Source organism: Rhodococcus sp. NCIMB 12038 (assembly GCF_002165735.1).
GTDB lineage: Bacteria > Actinomycetota > Actinomycetes > Mycobacteriales > Mycobacteriaceae > Rhodococcus_F.
This window is the reverse complement of record NZ_NHML01000027.1, coordinates 41131-67072: the sequence shown is the minus strand read 5'-3', so window position 1 is coordinate 67072 and position 25942 is coordinate 41131. Positions and strand designations below refer to the sequence as shown.

The 25942-nt window shown below is 67.9% G+C and carries 23 protein-coding genes and 1 pseudogene; 16 read left to right on the top strand and 8 right to left on the bottom strand.

Annotated elements, in window-relative coordinates:
* The first annotated feature begins 30 nt into the window (after positions 1–30).
* From CA951_RS31875 to CA951_RS31845, 7 genes are all read left to right on the top strand, one after another.
* On the top strand, positions 31–936 hold the full coding sequence (locus CA951_RS31875; RefSeq protein WP_087560664.1) for a LysR family transcriptional regulator: 906 nt from the start codon (positions 31–33) through the stop codon (positions 934–936).
* 104 nt (positions 937–1040) lie between these two features.
* Positions 1041–2384 (top strand): NtaA/DmoA family FMN-dependent monooxygenase, encoded by a 1344-nt coding sequence (locus CA951_RS31870; RefSeq protein ID WP_179220389.1) that lies wholly within the window; start codon positions 1041–1043, stop codon positions 2382–2384.
* Entirely contained in the window at positions 2381–3571 is a 1191-nt protein-coding gene (locus CA951_RS31865) for an acyl-CoA dehydrogenase family protein (RefSeq protein ID WP_087560663.1), read from the top strand. The genes CA951_RS31870 and CA951_RS31865 overlap by 4 nt, the downstream gene beginning before the upstream one ends.
* Complete coding sequence (locus tag CA951_RS31860; protein ID WP_087560662.1) at positions 3568–4914, top strand: LLM class flavin-dependent oxidoreductase; 1347 nt, start codon at positions 3568–3570, stop codon at positions 4912–4914. Before CA951_RS31865 ends, CA951_RS31860 begins: the two co-directional genes overlap by 4 nt.
* Positions 4914–6248, top strand: a complete 1335-nt coding sequence (locus CA951_RS31855; protein ID WP_087560661.1) for an NtaA/DmoA family FMN-dependent monooxygenase — start codon at positions 4914–4916, stop codon at positions 6246–6248. Before CA951_RS31860 ends, CA951_RS31855 begins: the two co-directional genes overlap by 1 nt.
* A 28-nt stretch (positions 6249–6276) precedes the next feature.
* On the top strand, positions 6277–7329 hold the full coding sequence (locus tag CA951_RS31850) for an aldo/keto reductase (protein ID WP_218780543.1): 1053 nt from the start codon (positions 6277–6279) through the stop codon (positions 7327–7329).
* Positions 7329–8369, top strand: a complete 1041-nt coding sequence (locus tag CA951_RS31845; RefSeq protein WP_179220386.1) for an aldo/keto reductase — start codon at positions 7329–7331, stop codon at positions 8367–8369. The genes CA951_RS31850 and CA951_RS31845 overlap by 1 nt, the downstream gene beginning before the upstream one ends.
* A gap of 214 nt (positions 8370–8583) precedes the next feature.
* Here the strand turns inward: CA951_RS31845 and CA951_RS31840 are convergent, their stop codons facing one another.
* Positions 8584–8859, bottom strand: a complete 276-nt coding sequence (locus tag CA951_RS31840; protein ID WP_087560660.1) for a WhiB family transcriptional regulator — start codon at positions 8857–8859, stop codon at positions 8584–8586.
* A 181-nt stretch (positions 8860–9040) separates the two neighbouring features.
* Between CA951_RS31840 and CA951_RS31835 the strand changes: the two genes are divergently transcribed.
* From CA951_RS31835 to CA951_RS31805, 7 genes and pseudogenes are all read left to right on the top strand, one after another.
* The gene (locus tag CA951_RS31835; protein WP_087560659.1) at positions 9041–10459 is read left to right on the top strand and encodes a PLP-dependent cysteine synthase family protein; all 1419 of its coding nucleotides are present in this window, start codon (positions 9041–9043) and stop codon (positions 10457–10459) included.
* Positions 10460–10541: 82 nt separating this feature from the next.
* Complete coding sequence (locus tag CA951_RS31830) at positions 10542–11903, top strand: MFS transporter (protein WP_087560658.1); 1362 nt, start codon at positions 10542–10544, stop codon at positions 11901–11903.
* A gap of 202 nt (positions 11904–12105) precedes the next feature.
* On the top strand, positions 12106–13389 hold the full coding sequence (locus CA951_RS31825) for an NtaA/DmoA family FMN-dependent monooxygenase (RefSeq protein WP_218780542.1): 1284 nt from the start codon (positions 12106–12108) through the stop codon (positions 13387–13389).
* Between the two features lie 37 nt (positions 13390–13426).
* Positions 13427–14650, top strand: coding sequence for a PLP-dependent aminotransferase family protein (locus CA951_RS31820; RefSeq protein WP_087560656.1), 1224 nt, complete (start codon positions 13427–13429; stop codon positions 14648–14650).
* Between the two features lie 111 nt (positions 14651–14761).
* Positions 14762–14926, top strand: coding sequence for a hypothetical protein (locus CA951_RS45240; RefSeq protein ID WP_087560655.1), 165 nt, complete (start codon positions 14762–14764; stop codon positions 14924–14926).
* Positions 14866–15087: pseudogene (locus tag CA951_RS45235) on the top strand (LLM class flavin-dependent oxidoreductase); the annotation flags it as partial. The gene CA951_RS45240 and the pseudogene CA951_RS45235, both read left to right, overlap by 61 nt.
* A 19-nt stretch (positions 15088–15106) precedes the next feature.
* Complete coding sequence (locus tag CA951_RS31805; protein WP_087560654.1) at positions 15107–15340, top strand: hypothetical protein; 234 nt, start codon at positions 15107–15109, stop codon at positions 15338–15340.
* A gap of 11 nt (positions 15341–15351) precedes the next feature.
* Here CA951_RS31805 and CA951_RS31800 read toward each other — a convergent pair whose 3' ends face one another.
* The 3 genes from CA951_RS31800 to CA951_RS31790 all read right to left on the bottom strand — a co-directional run bounded on the left by CA951_RS31800 (position 15352) and on the right by CA951_RS31790 (position 18603).
* Positions 15352–15855 carry a GNAT family N-acetyltransferase gene (locus tag CA951_RS31800; RefSeq protein ID WP_087560653.1) on the bottom strand — a complete coding sequence of 168 codons (504 nt, stop codon included), beginning with the start codon at positions 15853–15855 and terminating at the stop codon, positions 15352–15354.
* 116 nt (positions 15856–15971) lie between these two features.
* A complete protein-coding gene (locus CA951_RS31795) occupies positions 15972–17339 on the bottom strand; it encodes an NtaA/DmoA family FMN-dependent monooxygenase (RefSeq protein ID WP_087560652.1) in 1368 nt (455 codons plus the stop codon).
* A 34-nt stretch (positions 17340–17373) separates the two neighbouring features.
* Positions 17374–18603 (bottom strand): LLM class flavin-dependent oxidoreductase, encoded by a 1230-nt coding sequence (locus tag CA951_RS31790; protein ID WP_087560651.1) that lies wholly within the window; start codon positions 18601–18603, stop codon positions 17374–17376.
* Between the two features lie 379 nt (positions 18604–18982).
* Here CA951_RS31790 and CA951_RS31785 point away from each other — a divergent pair, with 379 nt between their 5' ends.
* Together CA951_RS31785 and CA951_RS31780 are read left to right on the top strand one after the other, a co-directional pair.
* The gene (locus CA951_RS31785) at positions 18983–20092 is read left to right on the top strand and encodes an acyl-CoA dehydrogenase family protein (protein WP_087560650.1); all 1110 of its coding nucleotides are present in this window, start codon (positions 18983–18985) and stop codon (positions 20090–20092) included.
* Between the two features lie 30 nt (positions 20093–20122).
* Entirely contained in the window at positions 20123–21187 is a 1065-nt protein-coding gene (locus tag CA951_RS31780) for an LLM class flavin-dependent oxidoreductase (RefSeq protein ID WP_087560649.1), read from the top strand.
* Between the two features lie 113 nt (positions 21188–21300).
* Here the strand turns inward: CA951_RS31780 and CA951_RS31775 are convergent, their stop codons facing one another.
* The 4 genes from CA951_RS31775 to CA951_RS31760 are packed head-to-tail and all read right to left on the bottom strand — an operon-like array spanning position 21301 to position 25843.
* A complete protein-coding gene (locus tag CA951_RS31775) occupies positions 21301–22332 on the bottom strand; it encodes an aldo/keto reductase (RefSeq protein ID WP_087560648.1) in 1032 nt (343 codons plus the stop codon).
* 48 nt (positions 22333–22380) lie between these two features.
* Positions 22381–23607 carry an acyl-CoA dehydrogenase family protein gene (locus tag CA951_RS31770; RefSeq protein WP_256974170.1) on the bottom strand — a complete coding sequence of 409 codons (1227 nt, stop codon included), beginning with the start codon at positions 23605–23607 and terminating at the stop codon, positions 22381–22383.
* Positions 23604–24569 (bottom strand): LLM class flavin-dependent oxidoreductase, encoded by a 966-nt coding sequence (locus tag CA951_RS31765; protein WP_087560647.1) that lies wholly within the window; start codon positions 24567–24569, stop codon positions 23604–23606. Before CA951_RS31765 ends, CA951_RS31770 begins: the two co-directional genes overlap by 4 nt.
* Entirely contained in the window at positions 24566–25843 is a 1278-nt protein-coding gene (locus CA951_RS31760; protein ID WP_087560646.1) for an LLM class flavin-dependent oxidoreductase, read from the bottom strand. The genes CA951_RS31765 and CA951_RS31760 overlap by 4 nt, the downstream gene beginning before the upstream one ends.
* Positions 25844–25942 lie beyond the last annotated feature (99 nt).

Here is a 25942-nt window from a genome sequence, read left to right as displayed (position 1 = left end):
GACCGGCCGATCTACCCGCGAGGACCACCTGTGTATGACATTCGACGGTTGATTCTGCTCCGCGACCTCGCCGAGCACACGACGATGACGGCTGTGTCCGAACTGCATGGGATCACCACGTCCGCGGTGTCCCAGCAGCTGAGGATCCTCGAGGACGAGGTCGGCGCGGTCCTGACGCGCAGAGAGGGGCGCGTGCTGCGTCTCACCCACGCGGGCCGGGTGCTGGTCGATCACACATCGAGAGTTTTTGCCGCACTGGAAGAGGCGGAGAGTGCGGTCGCGGCGACAGGAGAATCCGTCACCGGTGTGCTCACGCTGGCGACGTTCCAGACCGCCCTGACCCGGCTCGCGCTGCCGGTGGCCGCACGGCTGGGCCGAGAGCACCTCGGACTGCGGGTGCGGCTCATCGACGCGATGCCGGTCAACTCGGTGCCTGCCGTCCGGCAGCAGGAAGTCGACCTGGCGATCACCTACAACTATTCGTTCCGTGCCCGCGACCTTCCCGCCGGTCTCGCCTCGGAGTTCCTGTTCGACGACCCGTTGGTGCTCCTGGCTCCGACTCCGTGGCGGGAGCGCGCCAGGCAGCACGGGCTCGGCGCGGTCGCCGACGTGGATTGGATCGCCGCCTCCGACGGGGCGCCCTCCATCGTGTCGGTGATGTTCGCGTGCCGCCAGGCCGGGTTCACGCCCCGGATCGAGCATCGGTGCGGCAGCTTCACGGGAATGGCGGAGATGGTCGAGGCCGGGTTCGGGGTAGCCGTGGTTCCGGAAATGGCGGTGTCCGAGAGTCACCGGCACCTCATCGCGTGCCCCGTCGCCAACGGTGCGCGGCAGATCGGCGTCACGTACCGTCAGGCGTCGATCGAGCGCCCGGCAGTGGCCGCGGCCATCAGGGCGTTGCGGATGGTCGCGGGACCACTGCAGCTCGCGTCGTGAACCGTCGGCGATCGGCCGGTCCGGTTTGAGGATTTCTTAACGATTCTCGTAGCGTCACTGGCTTGTTCGCCTCAATGTCCCGCTCGACACTGAAGTACGTGACCATGAGTTCGCAACTGCACCTGAATATTTCACTTCTCACACCCGGGCACTTCCGCGGTGCCTGGCGGGTGGAGGGCAACAACCCCGGCGACTTCGTGGACCCGGCGCACTTCCGTCGCCTCATCCGGATCGCCGAGCGCGGACACCTCGACGCCGTTTTCGTCGGTGACAGTCCCGCGTTGTCCTCGGACATTCACCACGCTCCCGGTCTCGGTCTCGACCCCGTGGTCATGCTGGCCGATGCAGCCGCGGGAACGGAACACATCGGGGTGATCGCGACGGGATCGTCCACCTACAACGACCCCTACAACCTGGCTAGGCGATACCTGTCGCTCGACCATCTCACGGGCGGCCGGGCCGGCTGGAACGTGGTCACCACCCAGCATCTGGCGGCGTCCGCCAACTTCGGGTACTCGGAGCCCCCGGACAAGGACGAAAGATATCGCAGAGCAGACGAATTCGTCGACGTCGTGACCAAGCTCTGGGACGGGTGGGACCCCGGCGCGATCATCGGGGACACCGAGAGCGGGCGGTTCGCCGACCCGGACCGGATCACTCCTCCCGACCATCGTGGTCCGATCCTGTCGGTCGCGGGTCCGTTGCCCCTGCCGCGCTCACCCCAGGGCAGGCCGCTGATCGTGCAGGCAGGTGCGTCGGAAGGCGGCCTGGCCCTGGCGGGTAAGTACGCGGATCTCGTGTTCTCGGCTGCACAGACCGTCGACGTCGCGAGGAACCTCAGGACCGACATCCGCGGCAGGGCGGCGGCGAACGGGCGCGATCCCGACCGGGTCAAGGTCTCGACCGGTCTCATCACCGTCGTCGGCGGTACCGAATCCGAGGCCCGGCGGCGCGAGGAGGAACTGCGCGAGACCATTCCGCTGGAGCCGGCGTTGCGGCAGCTCGCGGGACAACTCGGTCTCGACCCCGGGCGTCTCCGGCTCGACACGGTGATCAGTGCCGACGATCTTCCGGGCACCGCGTCTTCGCTACCCCGCTCGGCCGGATTCTTCGCGAGCACACGTGCACTGCTCGCCGACGAACCGCTCACCGCGCGGCAGCTGATCCACAAGTTCGCAGGAGGGGCCGGGCACCAGTTGGCGGTCGGGACCGGCGAACAGATCGCGGACCGGATCGAAGCGTGGTTCCGCAGCGGCGCCACCGACGGCTTCACGATCATGCCGGGGGAGGTGGGCACCGGCCTCGAGGCGTTCGTCGAACAGGTGGTCCCGCATCTGGTGAGCCGCGGACTCTTCCGCCCTGAGTACACCCACCGCACTTTGCGAGGCAATCTCGGCCTCGAGGTGACCGAGACTGCCGACCGCACCAGGAAGGAAAGCTTCACATGACTGTCGGAGTGACCGAACCCCGCACCACCGTGCGAGGACTCGACGAGAACCGATTCCGCGAGGTCCTCGAGTTCATCGCCTCCCGCGCCGAATACCACGACCTCACCGGCGAGTTCCCGTTCGACGCGTTCGACGCGCTGCGGCGGATCGGGGCGCAGTCGCTGACCGTACCCCAGCAGTTCGGTGGGGGCGGAGCCGGGATCGCCGAGGCCGTCGAGGTGATCGAACGCGTCGGAGCCGCGGACCCGTCGGTGGGACTGATCCTGCAGTGGAACTACACCAACCACCTGACGCTCCAACGGCCCGACAACCTCTGGCCGGACGACCTGAAGACCGCGGTGTTCCGCACCGCGGTCACCGAGGGCGCCCTCATCAACGGTCTCGCGGTGGAACGCGAACTGGGCAGTCTGTCCCGCGGCGGCGTCCCCGCCACCACCGCCACTCGCCTTCCCGACGGCAGCTGGCGCATCGACGGTGAGAAGGCCTACGGAACAGGCATCTCGGGGCTGCACTGGTTCACCGTCACCGCCACCACGACGGACCCGGAGCCCCGGGTGGCCACGTTCCTGTTCGATCGCCAGGCCCCGGGTTGGCGGGTGCAGCAGACGTGGGACCACCTCGGGCTGCGGGCGTCGGACACACAGACCGTGATCTTCGACAATGCGCGGATTCCGCACTCGCGCCTGGTGGATCTGCGCGACCCGAACGACGGAACCGGCAAGGTCCGCAGTGCGGGCAGGCAGGCGCTGCCCCTGCTCCTGGCGGCCAACTACAACGGGGTGTCGATCGCGACGAGGGACTGGCTGGTCCGATACCTCCACACCCGAGTGCCCACCGCGCTGGGCGCGCCGCTCGCGACGGTTCCGCGCTTCCACGACCGTGTCGGGGAGATCGAAGCGCAACTGCAGACCAGCCGTGCACTGCTCCGCCACGCGGCGGCGGAAGTGGAATCTGACAATGCCCTGCCCGCGTTGGCGAAGCACGTGGCGACGACGACGGCGATCCGGATCACCGAGTCCGCTCTCGACCTCACCGGAAACCCAGGACTCTCCCGCAGCAACCCACTCGAGCGTCACCACCGCAACGCAATGGTCGGCCGGATTCATTTCCCGCAGAGCGACTTCGTCGTCGCCAACCTCGGAAAGTCGGCCATTGCGGCAGGCGCGCCCGGCGAGGAGGAGCAGTGAGCAGGCAGGTCCACCTCAACGTCAACATTCTCAACGCCGGCGTCTTCGGTGGGTCCTGGAGGTTTCCCGGAACCGATCCTCTCGCCGCGTTCGGGCTCGACCACTACATCGACATCGCCCGGAAAGCGGAGGCGGCCAGGCTCGACGCGATCTTCCTCGCCGACGGCCCGGCGATCCGGGAAGATTTGCGCTACCGGCCGTTCAACAGCCTGGAACCGTCCGTCGTGCTGGCTGCGGTCGCCGCGGCGGCGACGAGCGCGATCGGACTTATCGGCACCCTGTCCTCCACCTACAACGACCCGTACGACGTCGCCCGGCGTTTCGCCACGCTCGACCAGCTCAGCGGCGGCCGGTCCGGCTGGAACGTGGTGACCACGGCGGGGAAGGAATCGGCGCGCAACTTCGGTTTCGACGACGAACCCGACCACGCCGGACGCTATGCCAGAGCGGCCGAGTTCGTCGAGGTGGTGCGCAAACTGTGGAACAGCTGGGAGCCCGACGCCCTGGTGGGCGACAAATCCGCACGGCGATTCGCCGATCCCGACAAGATTCACCGCACCGACCACCACGGACCTCACTTCGACGTCGCCGGGCCACTGAATGTGCCGCGCTCTCCGCAAGGCGAACCGGTGGTGGTGCAGGCCGGCGCGTCGACGGACGGGCGGGCGCTTGCCGCACAGGTCGGGGAGGTCATCTTCACGGCCGCGCAGACGGAGCAGGAAGCAGCCGAGTACTACCGAGACGTCAAGGCCCGCGCGGTCGGATACGGGCGCAGCGCCGAGGACGTCGTGGTGCTGCCGGGCCTGTCGATCGTGATCGGCAGCACCGAGGCGGAGGCACAGCGACGCCGTGACCTGCTCGCCGAACTCGTGCCGCCCGAGTACGCGCTCACCCGCCTGGCCGGTCAGCTCGGGGTTCCCGAGGACGCGCTGGTACTCGACGGGCCCCTGCCCTGGCACCTGCTGACGGATGCGGACGAGGCCGGCGGCTCGCAGACGTTCTACAAGATCGCCGTCGGATTGGCGCAGCGCGAGAATCTGACAGTGCGCCAGTTGCTGCGCCGACTCGGCGGCGGCGCCGGGCACCGCATCGTCACCGGCACCCCGGAGCAGATCGCCGACGCGATCCTGGACTGGGTGGACAAGGGCGTCGCCGACGGGTTCAACCTGATGCCCGACGTGCTGCCCAGCGGATTCGACGATTTCGTCGACCACGTCGTCCCGATCCTGCAGCGCCGCGGCCGGTTCCGCACCGAGTACGAGACGACAACCCTGCGCGGGCATCTGGGCCTGAAGATCCCGGCTCACACCGTCCCGACCTCGACGGACCGGGTGGTGGCGTGATGGGCGGAGCCGACGGTCGCTCGCTGCACTTCCTCGTCAACGTCGGAAGTGCCGGATACCACCCGGCCGCCTGGCTGGATCCCGCGCTGGCGCCGGAGTCGTTCATCAGTCTCGACCACTACCGCCGGGTGGCTGCCGTGGCGGAGCGCGGACTCCTCGACGGATTGCTGTTCCCGGACATCCCGGTTCAGCAGCCGGGTATCGCCCGCGGTCCCGCGGCGACACTGGACCCGATCCTGCTCACGAGCGCTCTGGCCGTGTCGACCGAACGTGTCGGGCTGATCCCGACCGCCACGTCGACACTGAATCTGCCGTACAACCTGGCGCGCAGAATCCTCTCGCTCGACCATGTCAGCGGCGGCCGGGCCGGGTGGAACGTGGTCACCACGTTCGAGCCGAACGCCGCCCGCAATTTCGGCATCGACCACCTACCCGAGCGCGACGAACGCTACCGGCGTGCCGGCGAGTACGTCGACCTGACCAAGAAGCTCTGGGACAGCTGGGAAGACGACGCACTGATCGGCGACCAGGCGTCGGCGCGATTCGCCGACCCCGACAAGGTTCACGCGGTGGATCATCGCGGTGAGTTCTTCACCGTGGCCGGGCCCCTCAACGTCACCCGTTCCCCGCAGGGCCGACCCGTCCTGGTGCAGGCGGGATCGTCCGCCCAGGGCATAGCCTTCGCGGCGGCCCACGCGGAGGCGATCTATGCCACCCAGTTCGGGCTGGAGCCGGCACAGCAGTTCACCCGGGCGATCCGGGCCGCCGCGGCGGCGGACGGTCGCGACCCCACCCAGATCCGAATCCTGCCCGGACTCGTCCCCGTCGTCGCCGGCACCACCGCGGAGGCGTCCGCCAAATTCGACACCTTGCAGTCCCGCTTGCACCCGGACAGCGCCCCGGTGCGGGCACTCGCACGGTGGCTGGGCTACCCGGACGAGGACCTCGACCTGGACGCACCGATCCCCGAGCGGCTGCTGACGTTGCCGGAGAACAGGATCGGACCACAGGGCTTCTTCGCGTCGCTGACCCGGTACGCCGCCGACAGCGGGCACACCGTCCGGCAACTCCTGTCCGAGTTCCTCGGCGGGCACCGCGTGGTGGTCGGTGCGCCGGAGCAGGTGGCCGATCATGTCGAGACGTGGTGGCGGTCGGGCGCCGTCGACGGGTTCACCGTCATCCCGGCTGTCCTGCCCTCGTATCTGGAAGATTTCGTCGACCACGTCGTCCCGATCCTCCAGGCCCGCGGACTCTTCCGCACCGATTACGCCGGCCACACACTCCGGAGCCACCTCGGTCTCCGCGAACCGATCAACACGTTTGCCCGCAGATGATTGCCACGACAGAAAGCAGAAACCGATCATGACGTACCGCCACCTCGGACGGACCGGTGTGCAGGTCAGCCCCCTCACACTCGGCGCGATGAACTTCGGGTCCTGGGCGAACACCGACCACGAGGACGCCGCCCGGATCATCCACCGCGCGCTGGACGCCGGAATCAACGTCGTCGACACCGCCGACGTGTACTCGCAGGGCGAGAACGAGGAGATCGTGGGGAAGGCGCTGCAAGGCCGCCGCGACGACGTGATCCTCGCCAGCAAGTTCCACGGCCAGATCGGATCCGACCCCACTCACCGGGGCAACTCGCGGCGCTGGATCTTCCAGGCGATCGAGGGCAGCCTCCGTCGGTTGCGGACCGATCACCTGGACCTCTACCAGATCCACCGCCCCGACCCCGACACCGACTTCGACGAGACCCTCGGTGCATTGAACGACCTTGTGCGGCAGGGCAAAATCCGCTACTTCGGCACCACCACGTTCGAGCCGCACCAACTGGTGGAAGCCCAGTGGGCCGCCGACAGGCGTCACCTGCAGCGTCCGGTCACCGAGCAGCCGCCGTACTCCATCCTCGCGCGGGCAGCCGAACGTGCCACGCTGCCGATCGCCGAGAAGTACGGGCTGGGTGTCCTCACCTGGAGCCCGCTCGCCGGTGGCTGGCTGTCCGGCCGGTACCGCGCGGGCGAGACGGAAGCCGCGGAGTCGAGCCGGTTGACCCGTCAGCCGCACCGCCACGACCCGGAGTTGGTCGCCAACCAGCGCAAGCGGGCCGCCGCCGAGGAACTGCAGAAGCTGGCCGACGACGCGGGCCTGTCGCTGATCCACCTCTCCCTGGCCTTCGTCCTCCAGCATCCCGCCGTCAGTTCCGTCATCATCGGGCCGCGGACCCTCGAGCACCTCGAGAGTCAGCTCGGCGCCGTCGACGTCAGACTGGGCAGCGACATCCTGGACCGTATCGACGAGATCGTCGCTCCCGGAGTCACGATCAGCCCGGCGGACGAGGGTTACCTTCCGCCGTCACTGACCGACGCGACAACTCGCCGACGCGCTACCACCACAGCAAAGGACGAACACTGATGGCACTGCAGGACTTCCGCGTCTTCGGACGCACCGGTGTGAAGGTCAGCCCGTTGACGCTGGGCACGATGAACTTCGGGGCCCGCGGTAAGACCACCCACGAGGACGGCATCCGGGTGATCCGCCGGGCGCTGGACGCGGGCATCAACGTCGTCGACACGGCAGACACCTATTCCCGCGGTGAATCCGAGGAGATCGTCGGGAAGGCGTTGACGGGCCGCCGCGACGACGTGTTCCTGGCAAGCAAATTTCACAATGCCGTCGACGACAATCCCCAGCATCGCGGCAATTCGCGTCGGTGGATCACCGAGGCCGTGGAGGGCAGTCTTCGGCGCCTCGGCACAGACTACCTGGACCTGTACCAGGTGCACCGTCCCGAGTCGCACACCGAGATCGGCGAAACTGTCGGTGCACTCGACGATCTGGTCCGTGCCGGAAAGATTCGGTACTACGGAACGTCCGTGTTCTCGCCGGCGGAACTCGTCGAGACCCAGTGGGTGGCCGACTTTCGGAACCTGCAGCGCTCGTCGAGCGAGCAGGTTCCGTACTCGCTGCTGATCCGCGGCATCGAACGGGAAACGCTGCCGATCGCCCGCAAGTACGGGCTCGGCGTGATCACCTACGGTCCACTCGCCGCGGGCTGGCTCAGCGGGAAGTACCGAATCGGTGCCCCGCAGCCGGAGTCGTACCGCGCCGAACTGATCAAGGGCCGCTTCGACATCGACGCACCCGCCAACGCCCGCAAGCTCGCGGCCGCGGACGCACTTGCCGTGCTGGCGGACGAGTTGGGTATCAGCCTGATTCAATTGTCGCTGGCGTTCGTGCTGTCCCACCCCGATGTCACGTCCGCGATCGTCGGACCACGCATCATCGAGCACCTCGACACCTATCTGGAGGCGGTCGATGTGCCGTTGTCCGGTGAAGTGTTAAACAGGATCGACGAGATCGTCCCGCCGGGAACGGTGTTCACCGAACGCGACACCGGAAAGATTCCAGGGGCGCTGGCCCGGCCGGAGCTGCGACGGAGCCCCGCCGCGTAACAGGAGGGCCGAGGGAGGCCCCGTCAACGCGTCTAGAGGAGACGTCGTTGACGGGGTCATCCACCACGTCCGGTGTTCTTACCCCTCTTCTCGAACACCGCATGTCACCGCAGCCTCTCCCAAGACCGCGGCACACTGAACGTACTTGCTTTCCGGGAGCGGCGCACCAAATCAATTCTTTGCGAATATAACTCGGCTTTCACGCTCTCGGAGCTCAGCGGCCCAGTCGTGCGAGCCGTTCACCCGGCGTCGTCGCTCCCCAGACTCCGTGCTGTTGGCCGGTGTCGAGCGCATACGCGAGACATTCCTCCATCACCGCGCATCCGCGGCAGAACTCCTTGGCGAGATCTTCCCGCTGGAAGCGCGCGTTCCTGCGTTCGGCGTCCGCCGGGAAGAAGATCTCCGCGTCCTCTTCATGGCAACGCGCAGACAGTCGCCACTGCCACAGTTCCGTGTCATGGCGCTGCAGTGTTGTCACCGGTGTCGACATCTTTTCGACTCCCCCTTCGGTCTCGGGTCGTCCCGTAGTACAGCCGATCATCCGTCGCCGGAAAAGAATTCGAATCTCGAGGATGCGAAGATCCGATCGGCGTGACTCGAATCCTGTTGTTCGGCGACTGTCCTTGCCATGCTGATCGAGTGACCTCGGTGCGCCCTCGAAAGGTAGACGCATGACCATCCTCGATCCCCACACAGTCGATGCTGCGAGCCTCGGCGTCTACGACTCGATCACCGAAGCCATCGGCAACACGCCCCTCGTCCGGTTGAACCGGGTGACCGACGGCATCTCCGCGACGGTGTATGCCAAGCTCGAGTTCCTCAATCCCGGCGGGAGCGTAAAGGATCGTGCCGCCCTGGCCATGATTCGCGCGGCGGAGGAATCGGGAGAGCTCCTACCCGGGGGCACCGTCGTGGAAGGCACGTCGGGCAATACCGGGGTCGGGCTGACATTGGTCGCCGCCGCCCGGGGATACCGTTCGGTCGTCGTCGTGCCCGACAAGACCAGCACTGAGAAGATCGCGTTGCTGCGGGCGCACGGGGCGCAGGTGCATGTGACGCCCGGCGGACGGCCCAGTCATCATCCTGAATTCGTCCGCAACGTCGCCACTCGGCTCGCGGCGGAGATTCCCGGCGGCTGGCTCGCCGGTCAGTACGACAACCCGGCCAATCCGGGCGCGCACCGCACCACGACCGGACCGGAGATCTGGCGTCAGACCCAGGGCCGGGTCACCCATTTCGTGGCCGGAGTCGGAACCGGTGGGACTATTACCGGGACAGGGGAGTTCCTGACCGAGGTCTCCGGTGGGGCCGTGCAGATAGTCGGCGCGGATCCCGAAACCTCCGTGTACGGCGGGGGAGACGGACGGGCCTGGTACATCGAATCCGTAGGCCATTTCCTGCACCCGCAGACCGAGACAGACGAGTGGCCGGACTCTTATCACCCCGACGTCGTCGACCGACTCGAGCGGATCACGGACGTCGAGGCCCTCACGGTGCTGCACCGCCTCGCCCGGGAGGAAGGACTCCTCGTCGGGGGCTCCGCAGGCACCGCGGTCGCCGCAGCCCTGCGGGTCGCGCGGACTCTCGGTCCGGACGACGTCGTGCTCGTGATCGTCCCGGACTCGGGCCGGGCCTACCTGTCGAAGTACTTCGACAACGAGTGGCTCGGACGGCTGGGCTTCCCGCTCTACCACGCAGTGACCGCACCCGTCGTGGGTGACGCACTGGGCGGCTGGGGAATCGCACCCCGGACGGTGCCGTCCACCGCGACCGTGGCCGAGGCCCGTGCCGTGCTCGCGGACACCCCGGCGCTACCCGTCGTGCTGGCGCGCCCGGGCACCGGTCCGGTCGTCGTCGCGGAGATCTTGGGGTCCGTCGATCCCGCGGCTCTGTCCGACGCTCCGGACGACGACCCGGTCGGCGCGCACGTCGCTCAGCCGCTGCCCGTCGTCGGAGTCACCGAGGAGTTGCCGGCGGCAGTGCGGCGAATCGGCGGACACCGGGGGCCGGTGGTCGTGGCCGAGGCCGGGCGGGTGGTCGCGCTCGCAGACGCCGACCACATCCGCACCGCCGCGGTCGAGAATCGTTAGGCCGATCCTGACCGACCTCGACACAGCACCGGAACGCACCGATGCCGGACCGGCGCCCCGCGACACGGCCGGACGTCGGGAGGTGCTCGTCTGCGCCGCCGCCGGTTTCACCACACTCCTCGACTCCGCCGTGCTGGGCATCGGATTGCCGGCCATTCGGTCGTCCCTCGACGCGGGGACGGCGGACGTGCAGTGGATTCTGGCGAGTTACTCGCTGACCTTCGGTCTCGCGCTGGTCCCGGCGGGGCGGATGGGCGATCTGATCGGCCGGAGACGGCTGTTCCTCGTGGGGTTGAGCCTGTTCGCCGTCATGGGCCTGGTCGGCGCCCTCGCCGCGGAGCCGTGGGCCGTCGTCGCCGCCCGTCTCGGCCAGGGTGTGGGGGCAGGAGTCGTCAGCTCCCAGGTCCTCGGCATCATCTCCGACCGCTACTCCGGACCGCGTCGAGCCAAGGCTCTGGCGGCGTACGGAACGGCCGGAGGACTCGCCGGTTTCATCGGTCCGATCCTCGGTGGTGTGCTCCTCGGGATCGGCGGTCCCGAGCGGGGGTGGCGGCTACTGCTCGTGCTGAACGTCCCGTTCGCGGTCGTGACGGTGGTGCTCGGTGCGCTGTTCCTGCGCCGCGACAGCCGTTCCCGGTCGGGTGCGACAGTCGATGTCGTCGGTCTAGGGCTGCTCGCGGCTGCGACGACGCTTCTGCTGCTGCCGATGGTGTCGCACCTCGGGGCGCCGCGAGCGGTGCTGTCGGTGTCGGGTTCGATCCTGGCCCTGGGGTGTTTCCGCTGGTGGGAACGGCGGTACGCGAGTCGCGGCGGCACGCCGGTGCTGTTGCCTGCATTGATGCGGGCACGTGGCTACACCCTGGGTACGGCGGTCGCGTTGTTCTGGTTCGGCGCCCTTCTCGCGATGAACGCCGTGATGAGTCTGTACCTGATCGAGGGACTCGGCATCGCACCGCTGCACGCGGCCCTGGTGATGTCGGGAAGTTCGGTGATGATGGCCGTGACGTCGGCCGTCGGCTGGCGGGTGGTCGCTCGGTTTGGTCGCGCCGCGGTGGTGGGTGCGATCGTCGCGGAACTCTTCGTGGTCGCCGGATACGTGCTCGCGGTCACGGTGCTGCCGCGGACGTCGGTGCTTGCGGTGGTCGCCGCCCTGGCCGTCCTGTCCGGGGTCGCGAGCGGATTCGTCGACGCCCCCAACCGTGCGATGACGCTCGAGCACGCGCCGCCCGGAGTGAGCGGCGTGGCCGTCGGATTCCTGCAGTTGTCGCAGCGGTTGTCGGCGACCGTCAGCCTCGCCGCGGTGCCCGGCCTCTATCTCGGAGTCCTCTCGGTGGAGGCAGGGAACTACGGCCGTGCGATGGCGGCGGCACTTGCCGTGTGCGCCGGAATGCTGGCGTTGTCGTCGGCATGCGCGGTCTGGGACGGCCGGCGGAGACGGGTCTGACGGTTCCGTGGTCTTGCCCTTCGGGCTGCAGTAGCGGCGGCTTCGGATCGGTGCGAGACAAACTCTTGTAGGTCGGCGGGGGTGCTTGGAGACTGGTGACACGCTTTGTCGGAACGCGCTGCCGGACAGTGGACTACATGCAGCGACCGAGCGCATTTCTGCGTGATTCACGCGCCGCACAACGACAATGGAGCACAGCATCGTGTCAGCAGAACCCGCCCGCCGGCAGATCCGGCTCGGCCTTCTCACCAACCCGCCCGGCAACGGTGGCCGAGGGCAGGTCCGCCCCGGTGATGTCCGGCACACCGGCCGCGTCCTCGACCACTACACCCATCTCGCCCGGACCGCGGAAGCCGCGAAGTTCGACGTCTTGTTCGCTGCCGACGGACTGACATCGGACACCGAACTCGGTACGAAACCCGAACCACTGACACTGTTCTCGGCGATCGCCGCCCTGACGGACCACATCGGGCTGGTTCCCACGGTGTCCACAACGTTCACCGCGCCGTTCAACCTCGCACGACAGTTGCAGTCGCTGGACCACCTCTCCGGTGGTCGCGTGGGGTGGAACGCGGTGACGTCGGCTGCGGGGGAGCGCAACTTCGGCGACGCACCGCTGCCCGAACACGAGGCGCGGTACCGGCAAGGACTCGAACACGTGTCCGTCGTCCGGGCGCTGTGGAACTCCTGGGTCGACGACGACGCCGCCGTCCCGATCGATCACCGCGGCGAGTTTTACGCCGTCGAAGGGCCCCTTCCGCTCCCGCCGTCCGCACAGCACCACCCGGTGCTGTTCCAGGCAGGCTCGTCCGACGACGGCAAGGCGTTCGCGGCAGCGTTCGCGGAGGGCGTCTATACCGCGCAGCAGACACTGCGCGGAGCGCAATCCTTCTACCGCGACCTCAAGGCCCGGACCGCCGCAGCGGGCCGCAACCCGGCGAACATCCTCGTTCTACCCGGAATCAGCACGACGATCGGCGGCACCGAGGAAGAGGCCAGGCGGATCGACGACGACCTGTTCGAACAGCACTACAGCGACGCCTCCCGCACCGCGCTCGAGGGGCAACTGTCCGGCGTCGACCTGTCGGGCCTCGCGCTCGACGACACGATTCCGCCGTCGTGGCTGCCGCCGGTCGCGTCGGTACAGGGCAGGCAGAGCCGCTACGGTGTGTTCCGCGAACTGGCCGTGGACGAGGGCTGGACGGTTCGGCAGTTGATCACCCTGCAGCAACGGTCCGCAGGTCACGGTCGCGCGGTCGGCTCACCCGAACAGGTCGCGAACCGGCTCGAACAGTGGTTCGTCGACGGCGGTGCCGACGGCTTCATCGTCATGCCCGGACAAGGTCCCGGCGGTGTCGAGGCGTTCACCGAGCACGTCGTTCCGATCTTGCAGAAGCGCGGACTGTTCCGCACCGACTACGAATCCGACGCGCTTCGAAGGAATCTCGGCCTGCCCGCGATTCCGGATCGCGCCCTCGCCGCGTGACCCGCCGATCTCTCCCGACCACGAAGGAACTCCGAACATGACGAGCATCACTTCCACTCTGCCATCGTTGTCCAGCTTGATCGCCCGCCCGCTCGAGGCGGGCGGGTTCGGNCCCCCGCCGGCCTCCCTGCCGTCGGACGCGGTCCGCCTGCTGGGCGGGGTCCCCGCCGACGAGGCGCTGCCGGTGAACGAACTGGCGGCCGCGTTCGCGGTCGCCCTCGCGTCACCCCCGACAGGAGCACGGGCGCTGCAGTACTCGGTGGCCCCGGGCATCGAGACGCTCCGCGAGTGGATCGCGGCGCGTGAGAGCGACGATTCCGTTGCCGATCCGGACCGGGTCGTCGTCACCAACGGCGCCCTGCACGGACTGAGCCTGGTATTCGCGGCCCTCCTCGACCCCGGCGACCTGGTGGCCGTCGAGAGCCCGACCTTTCCCGTGGCGCTGCGAGTACTCGACCACTACGGCGCCCAACTCCTGCCGGTGCCGAACACCGGGGGACGTCTCGACCTCGATGTCTTCGAGAGCCACCTGCAGGCGGGTCGGATCCCGAAGCTGTTCTACGTGATCCCCGACTTCCACAATCCGACCGGCACGACTCTCGTAGCCGAGGACCGGTTGCGCCTCGTCGCTCTCGCCGAGCGCTACGGATTCGTCGTCGTCTCCGACAACCCGTACCGCGAACTCCGGTTCCGGGGCACGGCCGTTCCGGACTTCCGGCTCGACAGCGATCGGGTGGTACGGGTCAACACGTTCTCCAAGACCCTCGGACCCGGACTCCGACTGGGATGGGCGGTCGCCCCGACCTGGCTCCAGGCCGGACTGTTGCGGTTGCGCGCGAACCTCGATCAGCACGCGTCGTTGCTGACGCAGTCCGCCGTGGCGCATCTGCTCGGCAGGCCGGGACTGTTCGACGGCATCGTCGCGAACGCCCGCACCCTCTACCGGGCGCGAGCGGATCTGCTGTCCGATGTTCTCACCGCGGAGGCAGGTGATCTGGTGTCGATTCCGCAGGCCGAAGGCGGAATCTTTGCCTGGGCCACGGTGACCGACCCTGATATCGACCTCGCGGAGGTGCGCGCCGCCGCGAACGCGCTCGGCGCGGACTTCTCGTCGGGACGCTACTTCGACCCCGCAGCGAGCGGACTGTACGCACGCAGCCTGCGCCTGGGCTTCACGAACCAGAGCGAACGGGACCTCCGTCTCGGGGCGCAGCGCATCGCCCGGGCTGTCCGTGAGATCCACTCCACGTCGCGCCGCTGACCTCCTCTCGCCGCTCGCGGCGAACGTCCCCGACATCGGGTTCCTGCCGACGGCCTCGACGGCTGCAACTCGCCCTACAATCAGGCGCGACGGCTCGCCACACTCGACCACATCAGTGGCGGCCGTGTGGTGTGGAACGCCGTCACCAGCTTCAACCCCGATGTCGCGGCAAATTTCGGCCGCGACGCGTTACCGGACCATAGGGGCACCCCCTCATCGCCCAGGCAGGCGGTTCCGGGCAGGGCATCGACTTCGCCGGCAGGCACGCCGACCTGATCTACGCGCCACTCCTGTCGATCGGAGCGGCGTGCGACTACACCCGCGACGCGCGTGAGCGGGCGCCGGCCCATGGCCGCGATACACAGTCGATCCGTCTCGTTCCCGGTCTCGTTCCCGTCATCGCGGAGACGAAGGCGGAGGCGCGCGCTGTGCACGAGCGGCAGCGGACACCGCCTCGTGATCGGCACACCGGACGACGTCGCCGCCGACCTCGTCGAGTGGTGGGACAGCGGGGTCGTCGACGGGTTCACGCTGCAACTCCCGGTGCTGCCGGACGACCTCCGGTTGTTCGTGGACGAGGTGGTGCCGCGCCTCGTCCGGGCGGGCGCCCGGCTCGATCAAGATCCCCAGCGGACCCTGCGGACGCGATTCGACCTGCCGTTGGGGGAGAACACACCCCAGCTCACGTGACGGTGCGATTCCTATCCGAATATCTTCTCGAAGCAGTTCGAGAAGGGGAGGGCCTCGTAGGGGGAGAAGGTCGGGATCCGCGAGTAGCCGCTCTTCTCGTAGAGCCTGACCGCGTCGGGTTGCCGGTCGCCGGTCTGGAGGATCAAGCGTGGTCGCCTCGCGTCTCGGGCCGCGTTCTCGACGGCGGTGAGCAGCGCGGTCGAGACACCGGTTCCCCGTTCCTCCTTCACGACGAACATCCGCTTCAACTCGAGATCGTCGCCGTTCCAGCGCAGAGCCGCATGGCCCACGGCTCGTGGCTCCGCGGACTCGACGTCTCTGACGTATACCAGAACGGTGAGATGCACCGATTCCGGATCCACCGCATTGGTGGCGGCCCGAACGGCGTCCGACACTCGATCGGAATACCTGGGGCCGACTTCCGCGGCCATGGCCGCCCGCAATGTCACCGCGTCGGGATCGGACCACGAGGCTGTGCGGACGACGAACTCGGTGCGCGTGGCACTTTCGGTCATGACTGTTCTCCGTACGACTAGAATCGAAGAATTACAGTGTCATGACGCCGATGCCGCGGTCGATAGTTGAAATCACCGTAACCACAAAGCCATCCGGTGACCGAAACCCTTCCGTTCTACACCGGGTCGGGATAGGAGATTCGATCGTGCGGCACCGGCAGGCCGAGGTTGTCGCGCAACGTGGTTCCCGTGTACTCGGTGCGCAGCGCACCCCGGTCCTGCAGCAACGGCACCACGTGGTCGACGAACTCGTCGAGTCCGGAGGGCACGAGGTGGGAGCCGATGATGAATCCGTCGGAGCCGTCGTTCTGTACGAACGCATCGATCTTCTCGGCGACCTGTGCGGCGGTGCCGACGATCGGGCCACGTTCGAACTGGTCGATGACGGTCTCCCGCAGGGTGAGTTTCTTCGCCTCCGACACGGCCCGCAGGGTGGCGACCGTTTCGAACCGGTCCTGGTATGTGAATGCGCGGCCCTGGATGATCGGCGGCGCGTCGGGATCCGGATCGATGTCCGGGATAGGTCCGTCGGGGTCGAACGTGGAGAGATCGCGGTTCCAGATCTGCTCGAGCAGGATCAGCGCGGTCTGGCCGGTGACCTGCTGGTTTCGGACCTCGTGGTACTTCTCCCACGCCTCGGCCTCGGTGTCGCCGAGGACGAAGCTCGCCGAGGGGAGGATCTTGATGTCGTCGGCGTTCCGCCCGAACGAGACCGCGCGGGCCTTGATGTCGCGGTAGAACTCGGCGGCCTCGGGCAGCTTCCCGTAGGGCGAGAAGATCGCGTCGGCGTTGCCTGCCGCAAAATCGCGCCCCTGCGGTGACACGCCGGCCTGCAGGAGGACCGGGCGGCCCTGAGGGCTGCGCGGCACTGTGAACCGGCCGCGGATGTCGAACTGGCTGCCGTGGAAGTCGAATGTCCCGGCGTCCGGGCGGCGCAGAAAGCGGCCGTTTTCCTTGTCCGCCACGACATCGTCACCGCGCCACGAATCCCACAGCTGCCGCACCACTTCGAGGGTCTCCTCGGCGCGCTCGTAGCGCTGCGAGTGGTCCAGGAACCCTCCGCGTCGGAAGTTCTGCCCGGTGAAGGCGTCGAACGACGTCACCACGTTCCAGGCCGCTCGACCACCAGACAGCTGGTCGAGCGACGCGAATTGCCGGGCGAGTTCATACGGCTCGTTGAACGTGGCGTTGATGGTTCCGGCCAGTCCGAGGTGATCGGTGACGGCGGCGAGGGACGCGAGCACCGTGAAGGTGTCGGGGCGGCCGATGATGTCCTGGTCGAAGATCTGCCCGGCGCGCTCGCGCAGGGCGAGACCCTCGGCGAGGAAGAAGAAGTCGAACTTGCCGCGCTCGGCGGTCCGTGCGGTGTGTTCGAACGAATCGAACTCGATCTGGCTGCCCGCCCGGGGATCCCACCATGCGGTGTGGTGGTTGACGCCTCCGAGGTAGGCGCCGAGGATGACCTGCTTCTTGGGTGTGCTCATCGTGACGTGTCCTTGTCTGAAGGGTCGCGGGGTCTCAGGCGGCCGGGGTTCCCGTGACGAACCGGTTGGGGACGTCGGTGGGCAGGCCGAGCACACCGCGCAGGAACGTGTCGGGGTACTCGGTGCGCAGCAGCCCGCGCCGTTGCAGGATCGGCACAAGCGTGGACGACACTGTCTCCAGATCGTCGACGGCGACTCCCGGTCGCAACCGGAAACCGTCGAATCCCAACTGCTGCCATGCCGCGAGGTGGTCTGCGAGGTCGTCGGCAGAACCCGCATATACGGTGGCGTCCGAGGCGAACTCGATCCCGGCGAGACCGTCCAGGCGACGCAGCCGGGCTGCCCCGGATTCGCGGTCGTTGTCGAGGAACACCACCAGGTCGGCGTAGACCCGGAGCGGCTCACCGGTGCGCCCGACCTGTTCGGACGCCGCGGCCACGTCGGCGAGAACGGACTGCGCGTCGACGTCGTCGGCCGGGGTGACGAACACGAGGTCGGCGCCGCGGGCCGCCAGTTCGTACGGCAGCGCCTGATGGGCGAGTGCGGTGACCACCGGCTGTCCCTGCGGCGGTCGCGGCGTGGTGGAGGGGCCGCGGACGCTGAAGTAGCGACCCTCGAAGTCGATGTAGTGCAGCGTGTCACGGTCGATGAAGCGGCGGTTCTCGACATCGCGGATCTCCGCGCCGTCCTCCCAGCTGTCCCATAACCGGCGGACGACCTCGACGAAGTCGCCGGCCTCGTCGAACTGGTCGACCAACACCTCCGGCAGCGTGCCCTCCGCGATGGCCGTCCAGTCCTGCGCCGTGATTTCCGGCACGGCGCGACGGCCGAAGTGCGCGGCCTCGTCGGCGTGCCCGGACACCTTGACCTGCCACCCCGCGCGGCCGCGGGAGGTGTAGTCCAGGGTCGCGATGCCCTTCGACACGTGGAACGGCTCGGTGTGCGTCGTGGTGATCGTCGGGATCAGGCCGAGGTGCCGTGTGACCGGCGCGATCCTCGCCGCGACGAGGTGCGCGTCGATGCGCGCCCGGACCCGGTCCACGGAGTCCGCCGCGTCGGGTGCGTGGCGATTCACCGGCGCCGCCAGGCTGTCCTCGATGGTGACGAAGTCCAGCAGGCCGCGCTGCGCGACGGCAGCGAGGTCGGTCCAATAGGCGCCGGTGAACAACTCGTCCGGGCGTGAGTTCGGTTCGCGCCACGCGGCGGGATGCCAGCCCGCGCCGTCGAGAGCGGCAGCGAGATGTAAGGGCGTGTTCGAGGTCATCGACGAAGACTCCAGTCTCGGGAAGAACAGTGACGGTGAAACGGCTCGGTCGCACCACGAACCAAGGGTCTCTCCGTCGCTCCGGATGGTCGCCCGTGAGCCTACGATTCGTCGTCTGTTCGAGCGCCCCTTTTCTTCAGCTCGATTGAAACCCCGGCAGCCGAAGGTGCAGTTGCACTGCATGTTTCCGATCGGGACGAATTAATGTCCGATCGCGTCGCGCAGTCCCACGTCAGGCCCTGTTTCTCGTCGTGGACGGCGGAGGCGGTGAACGATCGGCGGCGACAACCGGGGCTAGTCTCTCGGTGTCCGGATGCTAGCCACCGTCACTCCGTCGCGTGCCAGGCATCCCTCTGGGACCGAGTAGGGAAGGGACGACATGACAGCGGCGAACACGGCCGTCAGTGCGGCCGAATCCGTGACAGCCGCAGACCGCCACCCATTCGTCGCTCAGGTGCGGGAGTACGCCGAACGAGTGCTGCGCCCCGAAGCCCTGTCGACCGACCGCAACGGGGTCGCCGGAAGACGTATCGACGAACTCGCTGCGCTGGGGCTCCTGAACCATCAAGCGCCACACGAATACGGTGGCCTCGCCATCGACCGCAACACCGATCGCCGCCTGCACGAGATCATCGCCGGCGCGTGCTTCAACACGTGGCTCGTGTGGGCGCAGCACGCGCCGATGGCAGGACGAATCGTCGAATCCAGGAAACCGGGCGAACCGGTTTCGGAACTCGCCGAGCGAATTCTGCGTGGCGAAATCCTGCTCGGCGCCGGAGTCAGCGACGTCCGAAGGTTCCCCGACCATTACATCGCGGCCGAAAGGACGAACGGCGGCTGGATCTTCACCGGCGCCATCTCCTGGGTCAGCGGGTGGGGGCTCAACAACGCCCTGACAGTCGACGCGGTGGAACGGCAGACGGAGACCGTGGTCACCGCGCTCGTGCCGGTGAGCGACCGCACGCGCAGTGTCGGCCCGCTGCGACTCGGCGCCGTCGCCGGCAGCCGGACCGCGCGGGTCGACCTCGACGACGTGTTCGTACCCGACGAGCACGTGCTCTCCGCCCAAACGCTGGAGAAAACTCGGTTCAACGACATCGGCACGGCGAGCGATGCACGCGGTCACCACTTCGGGCTTGCAGAAACGGTCCTCCAGGAACTGGAACAGACAGCACAGCCGCTCGCCGAGGACGTAGCGGCAACCTGGCGGCCACGCATCGCACAGATCCGGAACATGGCGTACGAGCTGTCCGATGAGGCCACCGCCGCGGGAGGCGGTCCGCACCGGATCGGCGAACGTCTCGCGACGAAGGTCGCCAGTGGCGAGGCGTTGTCCACGATCACCCGTGCACTGCTGATAGCGCGGGCCGGTCGGGGCCTGAGTGGCGACGACACGGCGCAGCTCCATGCACGGTCGGCGCTCTTCGTCCTGGTCCAAGGACAAACCACCGACGTTCGCCGAGCCCAGCTCGCCGAACTCGCCCGCTGACCACCACCACCGAACAGGAATCACCAACCCATGAGTCTCGAATTCCTCTGGTACATCCCGAATCAGGTGACGCCGGGACACCGCGGCGAGCCCGTCACGGTCGACCACAACAGCCTCGACACCCTCACCGCCCAGGCGAAGGCTCTGGAGGAACACGGCTGGAAGGGCGCACTGATCGGCACCGGATGGGGTCGCCCGGACACCCTCACCGTCGCCACCGCCCTCGCCGCCCGGACAACGACGTTCGAGCCCCTCGTCGCCGTTCGGCCCGGATACTGGTCCCCGGCGCACTTTGCTTCCGCTGCAGCGAGTCTCGACCATCTGTCCGGTGGGCGGGTCCGGATCAACATCGTGTCCGGGAAGGACAACCTGGGAGCGTACGGCGAACGCGAGAGCGACCAGGCCGCCCGCTACGCGCGCACCAAGGAGTTCCTGCAACTCGTCCGCAAGCTGTGGACGGAGGAGAACGTTACCTACCGGGGCGAGCACTTCCAGGTCACCGACTCCACGGTGGTGCCCCGGATCGCGCCACGCGGAGACCGGCTCCACCCGAAGCTCTACTTCGGTGGGGCCTCCGACGCCGCTGAGCGGGTAGCAGCCGCCGAAGCTGACGTCCAACTCTTCTGGGGCGAACCCCTCGAAGGGGTACGGGAACGGATCGAGCGCCTGCGGGCACTGAGCGAGGAACTCGGCCGGGAGCACGCACCACTCGAGTTCGGTCTGCGGATCACCACCTTCGTCCGGGACACGACCGATCAGGCCTGGGCCGAAGCGGAGGCGAGGGTAGCGGAGATGGCGAAGAACCAGGGTGCACCTGCGCAGAACCCGCACCGCCAGACCGCTGTGGGACAGCAGCGACTCCTCGACCTCGCTACCCGCGGCGAGGTGCTCGACGACAATCTGTACACCGCCCCCGGCAAGGTCGGTGGCGGTGGCGCCGGCACCACCTGGCTCGTCGGCTCCCCGGAAGACGTCGCGAAGTCGCTGCGCAAGTATCAGGACCTCGGCATCACCCATTTCGTGCTGTCGGACACTCCGTATGTACGGGAGATCGAGCGTCAAGGCAATCAGCTGTTGCCGCTACTGGGGGAGTGAACGCGGACGCGCTACCAGGACGTTCACAGTAGGCCGCCCGGGCCGATGCTGCGGTTGTTGCAGCATCCGCCTGGGCGGGCTTTTTCAGTTGTCGTCTCCCGAAATCTGCTCGGTCAGAGCTCGAGTCCGGTGCCGTGCACGCCGTGTTCCTCGATGAGCGCGAGTTCGTCGTCCGCGAGCGCCGGGAAGTTCAGGGCCGCGATGTTGTGATCGAGTTGCTCGGTCGAACTCGCACCGATCAGCGCCGACGTGACCTCCGGGCGGCGCAGTACCCACTGCAACGCGAGCTGGGCGAGTGACTGCCCGCGGGCCTCGGCGATCTTGTTGAGCTCGGCGGTGCGCTGCCGGTACGTCTCGTCGATCACATCCGGCGACAGGAACGAGCTGTTCTGCGCCCGTGCGTGTTCGGGAATCGTCTCCAGGTACTTGTCGGTCAGGAGACCCTGCGCCAGCGGTGAGTAGACGATGAGCCCGAATCCGTCCTGGTGGGCGGTGTCCAGCAGGCCGTTCTGTTCGGGACGTCGGTCGTAGATCGAGTAGCGTGCCTGGTGGATGAGCAGCGGGACACCGGCCTGGCGCAACAGTTCGGCGGCTTCGTGGGTGCGGTCGGGCAGGTAGTTGGAGATGCCGACGTAGAGCGCCTTGCCCTGCTCCACCGCACTGACCAGTGCACCGACCGATTCTTCCAGCGGTGTGCTGAGGTCGGGGCTGTGGTGGTAGAAGATGTCGACGTAGTCGGTGCCGAGGTCGCGCAGACTGTGGTCGAGCGAGGTGAGGATCGACTTGCGCGAGCCGCCTTTGAGATACGGGCTCGGACCGATCGGGTTGCCTGCCTTGGTCGACAGGATGAGTTCGTCCCGGTACGGCGCGAGGTCTTTGGCGAGCACCCTGCCGAAGTTCTGCTGGGCCGCGCGGTGCGGGGGCCCGTAGCGGTCGGCGTTGTCGAAGTGGGTGATCCCCAGGTCGAATGCGTGGAGGATGATCTCCCTCTGGGTCGCGAAGGCATAGTCGCTGCCGAACTTCTGCCACAGCCCGAACGAGAAGGCGGGCAGATCGAGACCGGAGTTTCCGGTGCGACGGTAGGGGACTTTCTCGCCGCGGTCCTCGGCGGCGGCGTAGGTGAGATCGAAGGGGCTGGCGGTCATCGGTGTCGTTTCTTCCGTTCTGATCGGTTTCTTGTTGTCGGTCGGTGGTCAGAAGAGGCCGGTGGTCGGTGGTTCCTCACCGGTCAGGTGGTACGCCCCCGCGATCGCCTGCTTCCACTGCCGCGGGTTGTGATTGGCGGCGGTGCGCGCGTTGCGCCAGTGCCGGTCGAATCCGAGGTCACGATTGGTGATCGAGCCGCCGCCCACGTCGAAGAGCAGTTCCGCGGCGTCGAGCGCGGACTCGATTGCGATCGCACTCGCGTGCGCGACGTGAACCGCGGCAGCAGCACCGGCAGCGCGTGCGGCGGGCCCGGTGAGCCCCCGAACATCTTCCAGTGTCTCGGCTGCCAACAGCACGACGGCCCGCGCCGCCTGGGCACGGCCGGCGATCTGTCCGATTGTCTGCCGCACGTAAGGATCCTCGACGCTCGTGTCCGCGGAGCTGTGCTTGATCGGCCGGGCCTTCTCCCGCACGTAACCGACCGCGTCGTCGAGCGCACGCGCGGCAACACCGGCCTGTATCGCCGCGAGATAAAACTGCGCGAAGCTGCCGGGCCACGGGTTGTCCGGCTGGGCCTGGTCGGGGAAGGTCACCTCGTCATCGGATACGCGCACGTTGGTCAGGCGGGTGGTGCCACTGGCGGTGAGCCGCTGACCGACGGCGTCGAAGTCGTCAAGTCGCTCGACTCCCTCGCGGTCGACGGGCACGGTGAACCGAACCACCGTCCCGTCGTCGGCGAGTGCCTGGGTCGAGAACCACGATGCGTAGAGCCCACCGGTCGAGTAGTACTTCTCGCCGTCGACCACCCAGCCCGCACCGTCCCGCCGGGCCGTCGCATTGACCTGCCCGCTCGCGCCTCCGGTTCGCTCATTGCTCGTTCCGGCGAACAGGTCCCGGTTGCGCAGTCGCGTCAGAATCATGTCGCGGTGCGGCAGATCGGGCCGGCTCGATACCTGCTCGGCGACGATGAAACTGATTCGCAATGCCTGCGCCACACTGGAGTCGGCCCGCGCCACCTCGATGACGATCTCGGCCACATCACGCAGCGAGCCACCTGCACCACCGTCCTCCCGGGCGACGCCGACCAGCGCGATCCCCGCGTCCGCGAGTGCACGGACCTCGCCGAAAGCGTAGTCGCGCGCCTTCTCCCGCGCCCCGGCGGTATCGCCCAGGCGGCGCAGGACGGGGTGGACCGCGGCGCGGATACCCGCCACGGTGAGTACGGAGACCGACCTCCCCTCGATCGACCCGTGTTCCGGGTACACGGCGGTCACGACAACGCCTCCACGGTTTCGCGCAGGCCGAGGGACGCCCTCAGCGTCGGTCCTGTCGAGGCGGACAGCAGCGGCACCAGCCTGCGCACCGCAGCCAGGACGCCGTCGACCCCTCCGGTCGGCACCAACTCCAGAGCGTCCAACCTGTCGCAGTCGATCCATCCGGCGAGTTCGTCGGCCAGTGCACTGGCGTCGTCGGGCAGCGTCACAGTCGCCCGTCCGATGAGAGCGACGTCCTCGCGCTTTCGGCCGGCCTGTTCGAGGCCGGCAGTCAGAGCGAGGTCTGCCCCCGCCGACTGCCTCCGATCGACGACCACCGCGTCGGCAGACTGCGCCACCGCCGCCCAACCGAGCACGTCCGGGTCGGCGGCCACGACGACCGGGCGTCCCTGCACCGACGAGGGTCCGTCCAACGGCCCCGCGACCCGGTAGAACCGGCCCTCGTGGTCGATTGCACGAATCAATTCGTCGTCCACGACCACTGCGCGTTCCTGGTTCCCGATCAGCGCGTCCCGGGGGAAGGATTCCCACAGGCGCGTCAGGGTCCGGACGTACTCCGACCAGCGTTCCGATGGAGAGGTGGCGGCAGGGTCCGGCGCCGTGGCAGTACTCACCTCGTCGCCTGCACCGGGGCGCAGGACCACACCGACGCGGCCGGAGGTGGCCCGGTCGAACGACAGAATCCGCCGGGCAACGTTGTACGGCGCGTTGTGGGTCGTCGGCACGTCGACGAGGTAGCCGATGTCGCCGAACCGGCCGGCGAGATACGCACCGGCGACGCTCGGATCGATCGCGGGGCGGCCACCGACAGTGTCCAGCAGGCGCAGCGCGGCGACGCCGGCCTTCTGCGCCGCTTCGGTGACCGCGACAGCCGCGGCGAGCGTGACCGGGTCGAAGCGGTCGGTCTCGGCACCTGCGCGTGCGTCGCCGACGGCGAGGTCGATCAGGATCGGGGTGCTCATGTGTTGCCTCTTCTGGTTCCGTGGGAGCGCTCAGCGAGCGGCTTCGAGAGGTCGCTGTCCCACACTCCGGCCGGTACGTCCGGGACGTCGAGACCGAGGTGGTCTCGCAGGGTCGTCCCGTCGTACTCCGTGCGGAAGAGACCGCGCCGCTGCAGCTCGGGGATGACGTGGTCGACGAAGTCATTGAATCCGGAAGGCAATACGTCGGGCATCACGTTGAACCCGTCAGCTGCGCCGTGGCGGAACCATCGCTCGATGTCGTCCGCGACCTGCTCGGGGGTGCCGACCACGATGCGATGCCCACCACCCCCTGACAGCTTCTTCAACAGCTGTCCCAGGGTCGGGTTTTCCCGGTCGATGATGTCCTTCACGACCCGGTAGAAGGTCTGTGACCCGCCTGCCTCGTCCGGCTCGGTGAGCAGCTCCGCAGGGATCGGCTCGTCGTCGGCAAGCCCGTCCAGCGAGAAGCCGAGTTGTCCCGCGAGCCGGCCGCGCGCGTAGGCGTCGGGGAGCAGGTCGTCCAGCAGTTCGCGCCGCTCGATCGCCTCGGCCTCCGTGCTACCGAGAACAGTCGACAGTCCAGGCAGGATCACGATCCCGTCCGGGTCCCGGCCGAAACACCGGGCGCCTTCGCGCAACTCGGTGCGGAAGCCCTTTGCCTTCCGAATATCCTGCTCGGCGGAGAAGACGACCTCGCCGACACGCGATGCCAGCTGCTTGCCGTCGCTGGAGCCTCCCGCCTGAACGACGACCGGTCGACCCTGGGGCGAAGGGAAGTCGGTTCGGGCGGCCCATGCGGCGACGACTTGCTCCACGAATTCCGCTGCCCGCCGGTAGCGGAGGCCGTGGTCCGGCTCGCCGGTGCGTCCGAAGTTTCGCGCGGCGATCGGCCCCACCGTCGTGACGACGTTCCAGCCGAACCGGCCACCACTGAGGTGATCGAGGTCGCCGAGTCGTCTGGCGAGCTCGACGGGATCGTTGTAGGACGATGACAGCGTCGCAATCAGCCCGATCCGCTCGGTCTGTGCAGCAACCCTCGCCAGTACGGTGGTCGGCTCGAGGTTGTTGCCTGTCCGGTGCGTGACACTCGGGTCGAGCGAAGGTCCGTCGGCAAGGAAGACGGCGTCGAGCTTGGCGGCCTCCGCCTTCTTCGCGATCGAGGTGTAGTGGTCGATCGAGTAGCTGGCCAGGCCGTCCGTCCCGGGAAACCGCCACGATCCACCGAAGACCCCGGCGTTGAGGATGTTGACGTTGATGTGAAGCCGGCCGCTCACTCGGTGGTCCCTTCATCGGTGACGGGTGTGGATCGATCCGACCACTGTCATCGAGTGGCGATGGAATGGGAATGGTTCGAATCGTGCAGATTCACTGGA

Excerpts from the sequence above, each read along its gene's own strand:
- CA951_RS31850 (WP_218780543.1), top strand. The coding sequence starts at position 6,277 with ATGACGTACCGCCACCTCGGACGGACCGGTGTGCAGGTCAGCCCCCTC.
- CA951_RS31785 (WP_087560650.1), top strand. The coding sequence starts at position 18,983 with ATGACAGCGGCGAACACGGCCGTCAGTGCGGCCGAATCCGTGACAGCC.
- CA951_RS31845 (WP_179220386.1), top strand. The coding sequence starts at position 7,329 with ATGGCACTGCAGGACTTCCGCGTCTTCGGACGCACCGGTGTGAAGGTC.
- CA951_RS31870 (WP_179220389.1), top strand. The coding sequence starts at position 1,041 with ATGAGTTCGCAACTGCACCTGAATATTTCACTTCTCACACCCGGGCAC.
- CA951_RS31795 (WP_087560652.1), bottom strand. The coding sequence starts at position 17,339 with ATGAGCACACCCAAGAAGCAGGTCATCCTCGGCGCCTACCTCGGAGGC.
- CA951_RS31840 (WP_087560660.1), bottom strand. The coding sequence starts at position 8,859 with ATGTCGACACCGGTGACAACACTGCAGCGCCATGACACGGAACTGTGG.
- CA951_RS31790 (WP_087560651.1), bottom strand. The coding sequence starts at position 18,603 with ATGACCTCGAACACGCCCTTACATCTCGCTGCCGCTCTCGACGGCGCG.
- CA951_RS31800 (WP_087560653.1), bottom strand. The coding sequence starts at position 15,855 with ATGACCGAAAGTGCCACGCGCACCGAGTTCGTCGTCCGCACAGCCTCG.
- CA951_RS31765 (WP_087560647.1), bottom strand. The coding sequence starts at position 24,569 with ATGAGCACCCCGATCCTGATCGACCTCGCCGTCGGCGACGCACGCGCA.
- CA951_RS31775 (WP_087560648.1), bottom strand. The coding sequence starts at position 22,332 with ATGACCGCCAGCCCCTTCGATCTCACCTACGCCGCCGCCGAGGACCGC.
- CA951_RS31865 (WP_087560663.1), top strand. The coding sequence starts at position 2,381 with ATGACTGTCGGAGTGACCGAACCCCGCACCACCGTGCGAGGACTCGAC.
- CA951_RS31855 (WP_087560661.1), top strand. The coding sequence starts at position 4,914 with ATGGGCGGAGCCGACGGTCGCTCGCTGCACTTCCTCGTCAACGTCGGA.
- CA951_RS31835 (WP_087560659.1), top strand. The coding sequence starts at position 9,041 with ATGACCATCCTCGATCCCCACACAGTCGATGCTGCGAGCCTCGGCGTC.
- CA951_RS31780 (WP_087560649.1), top strand. The coding sequence starts at position 20,123 with ATGAGTCTCGAATTCCTCTGGTACATCCCGAATCAGGTGACGCCGGGA.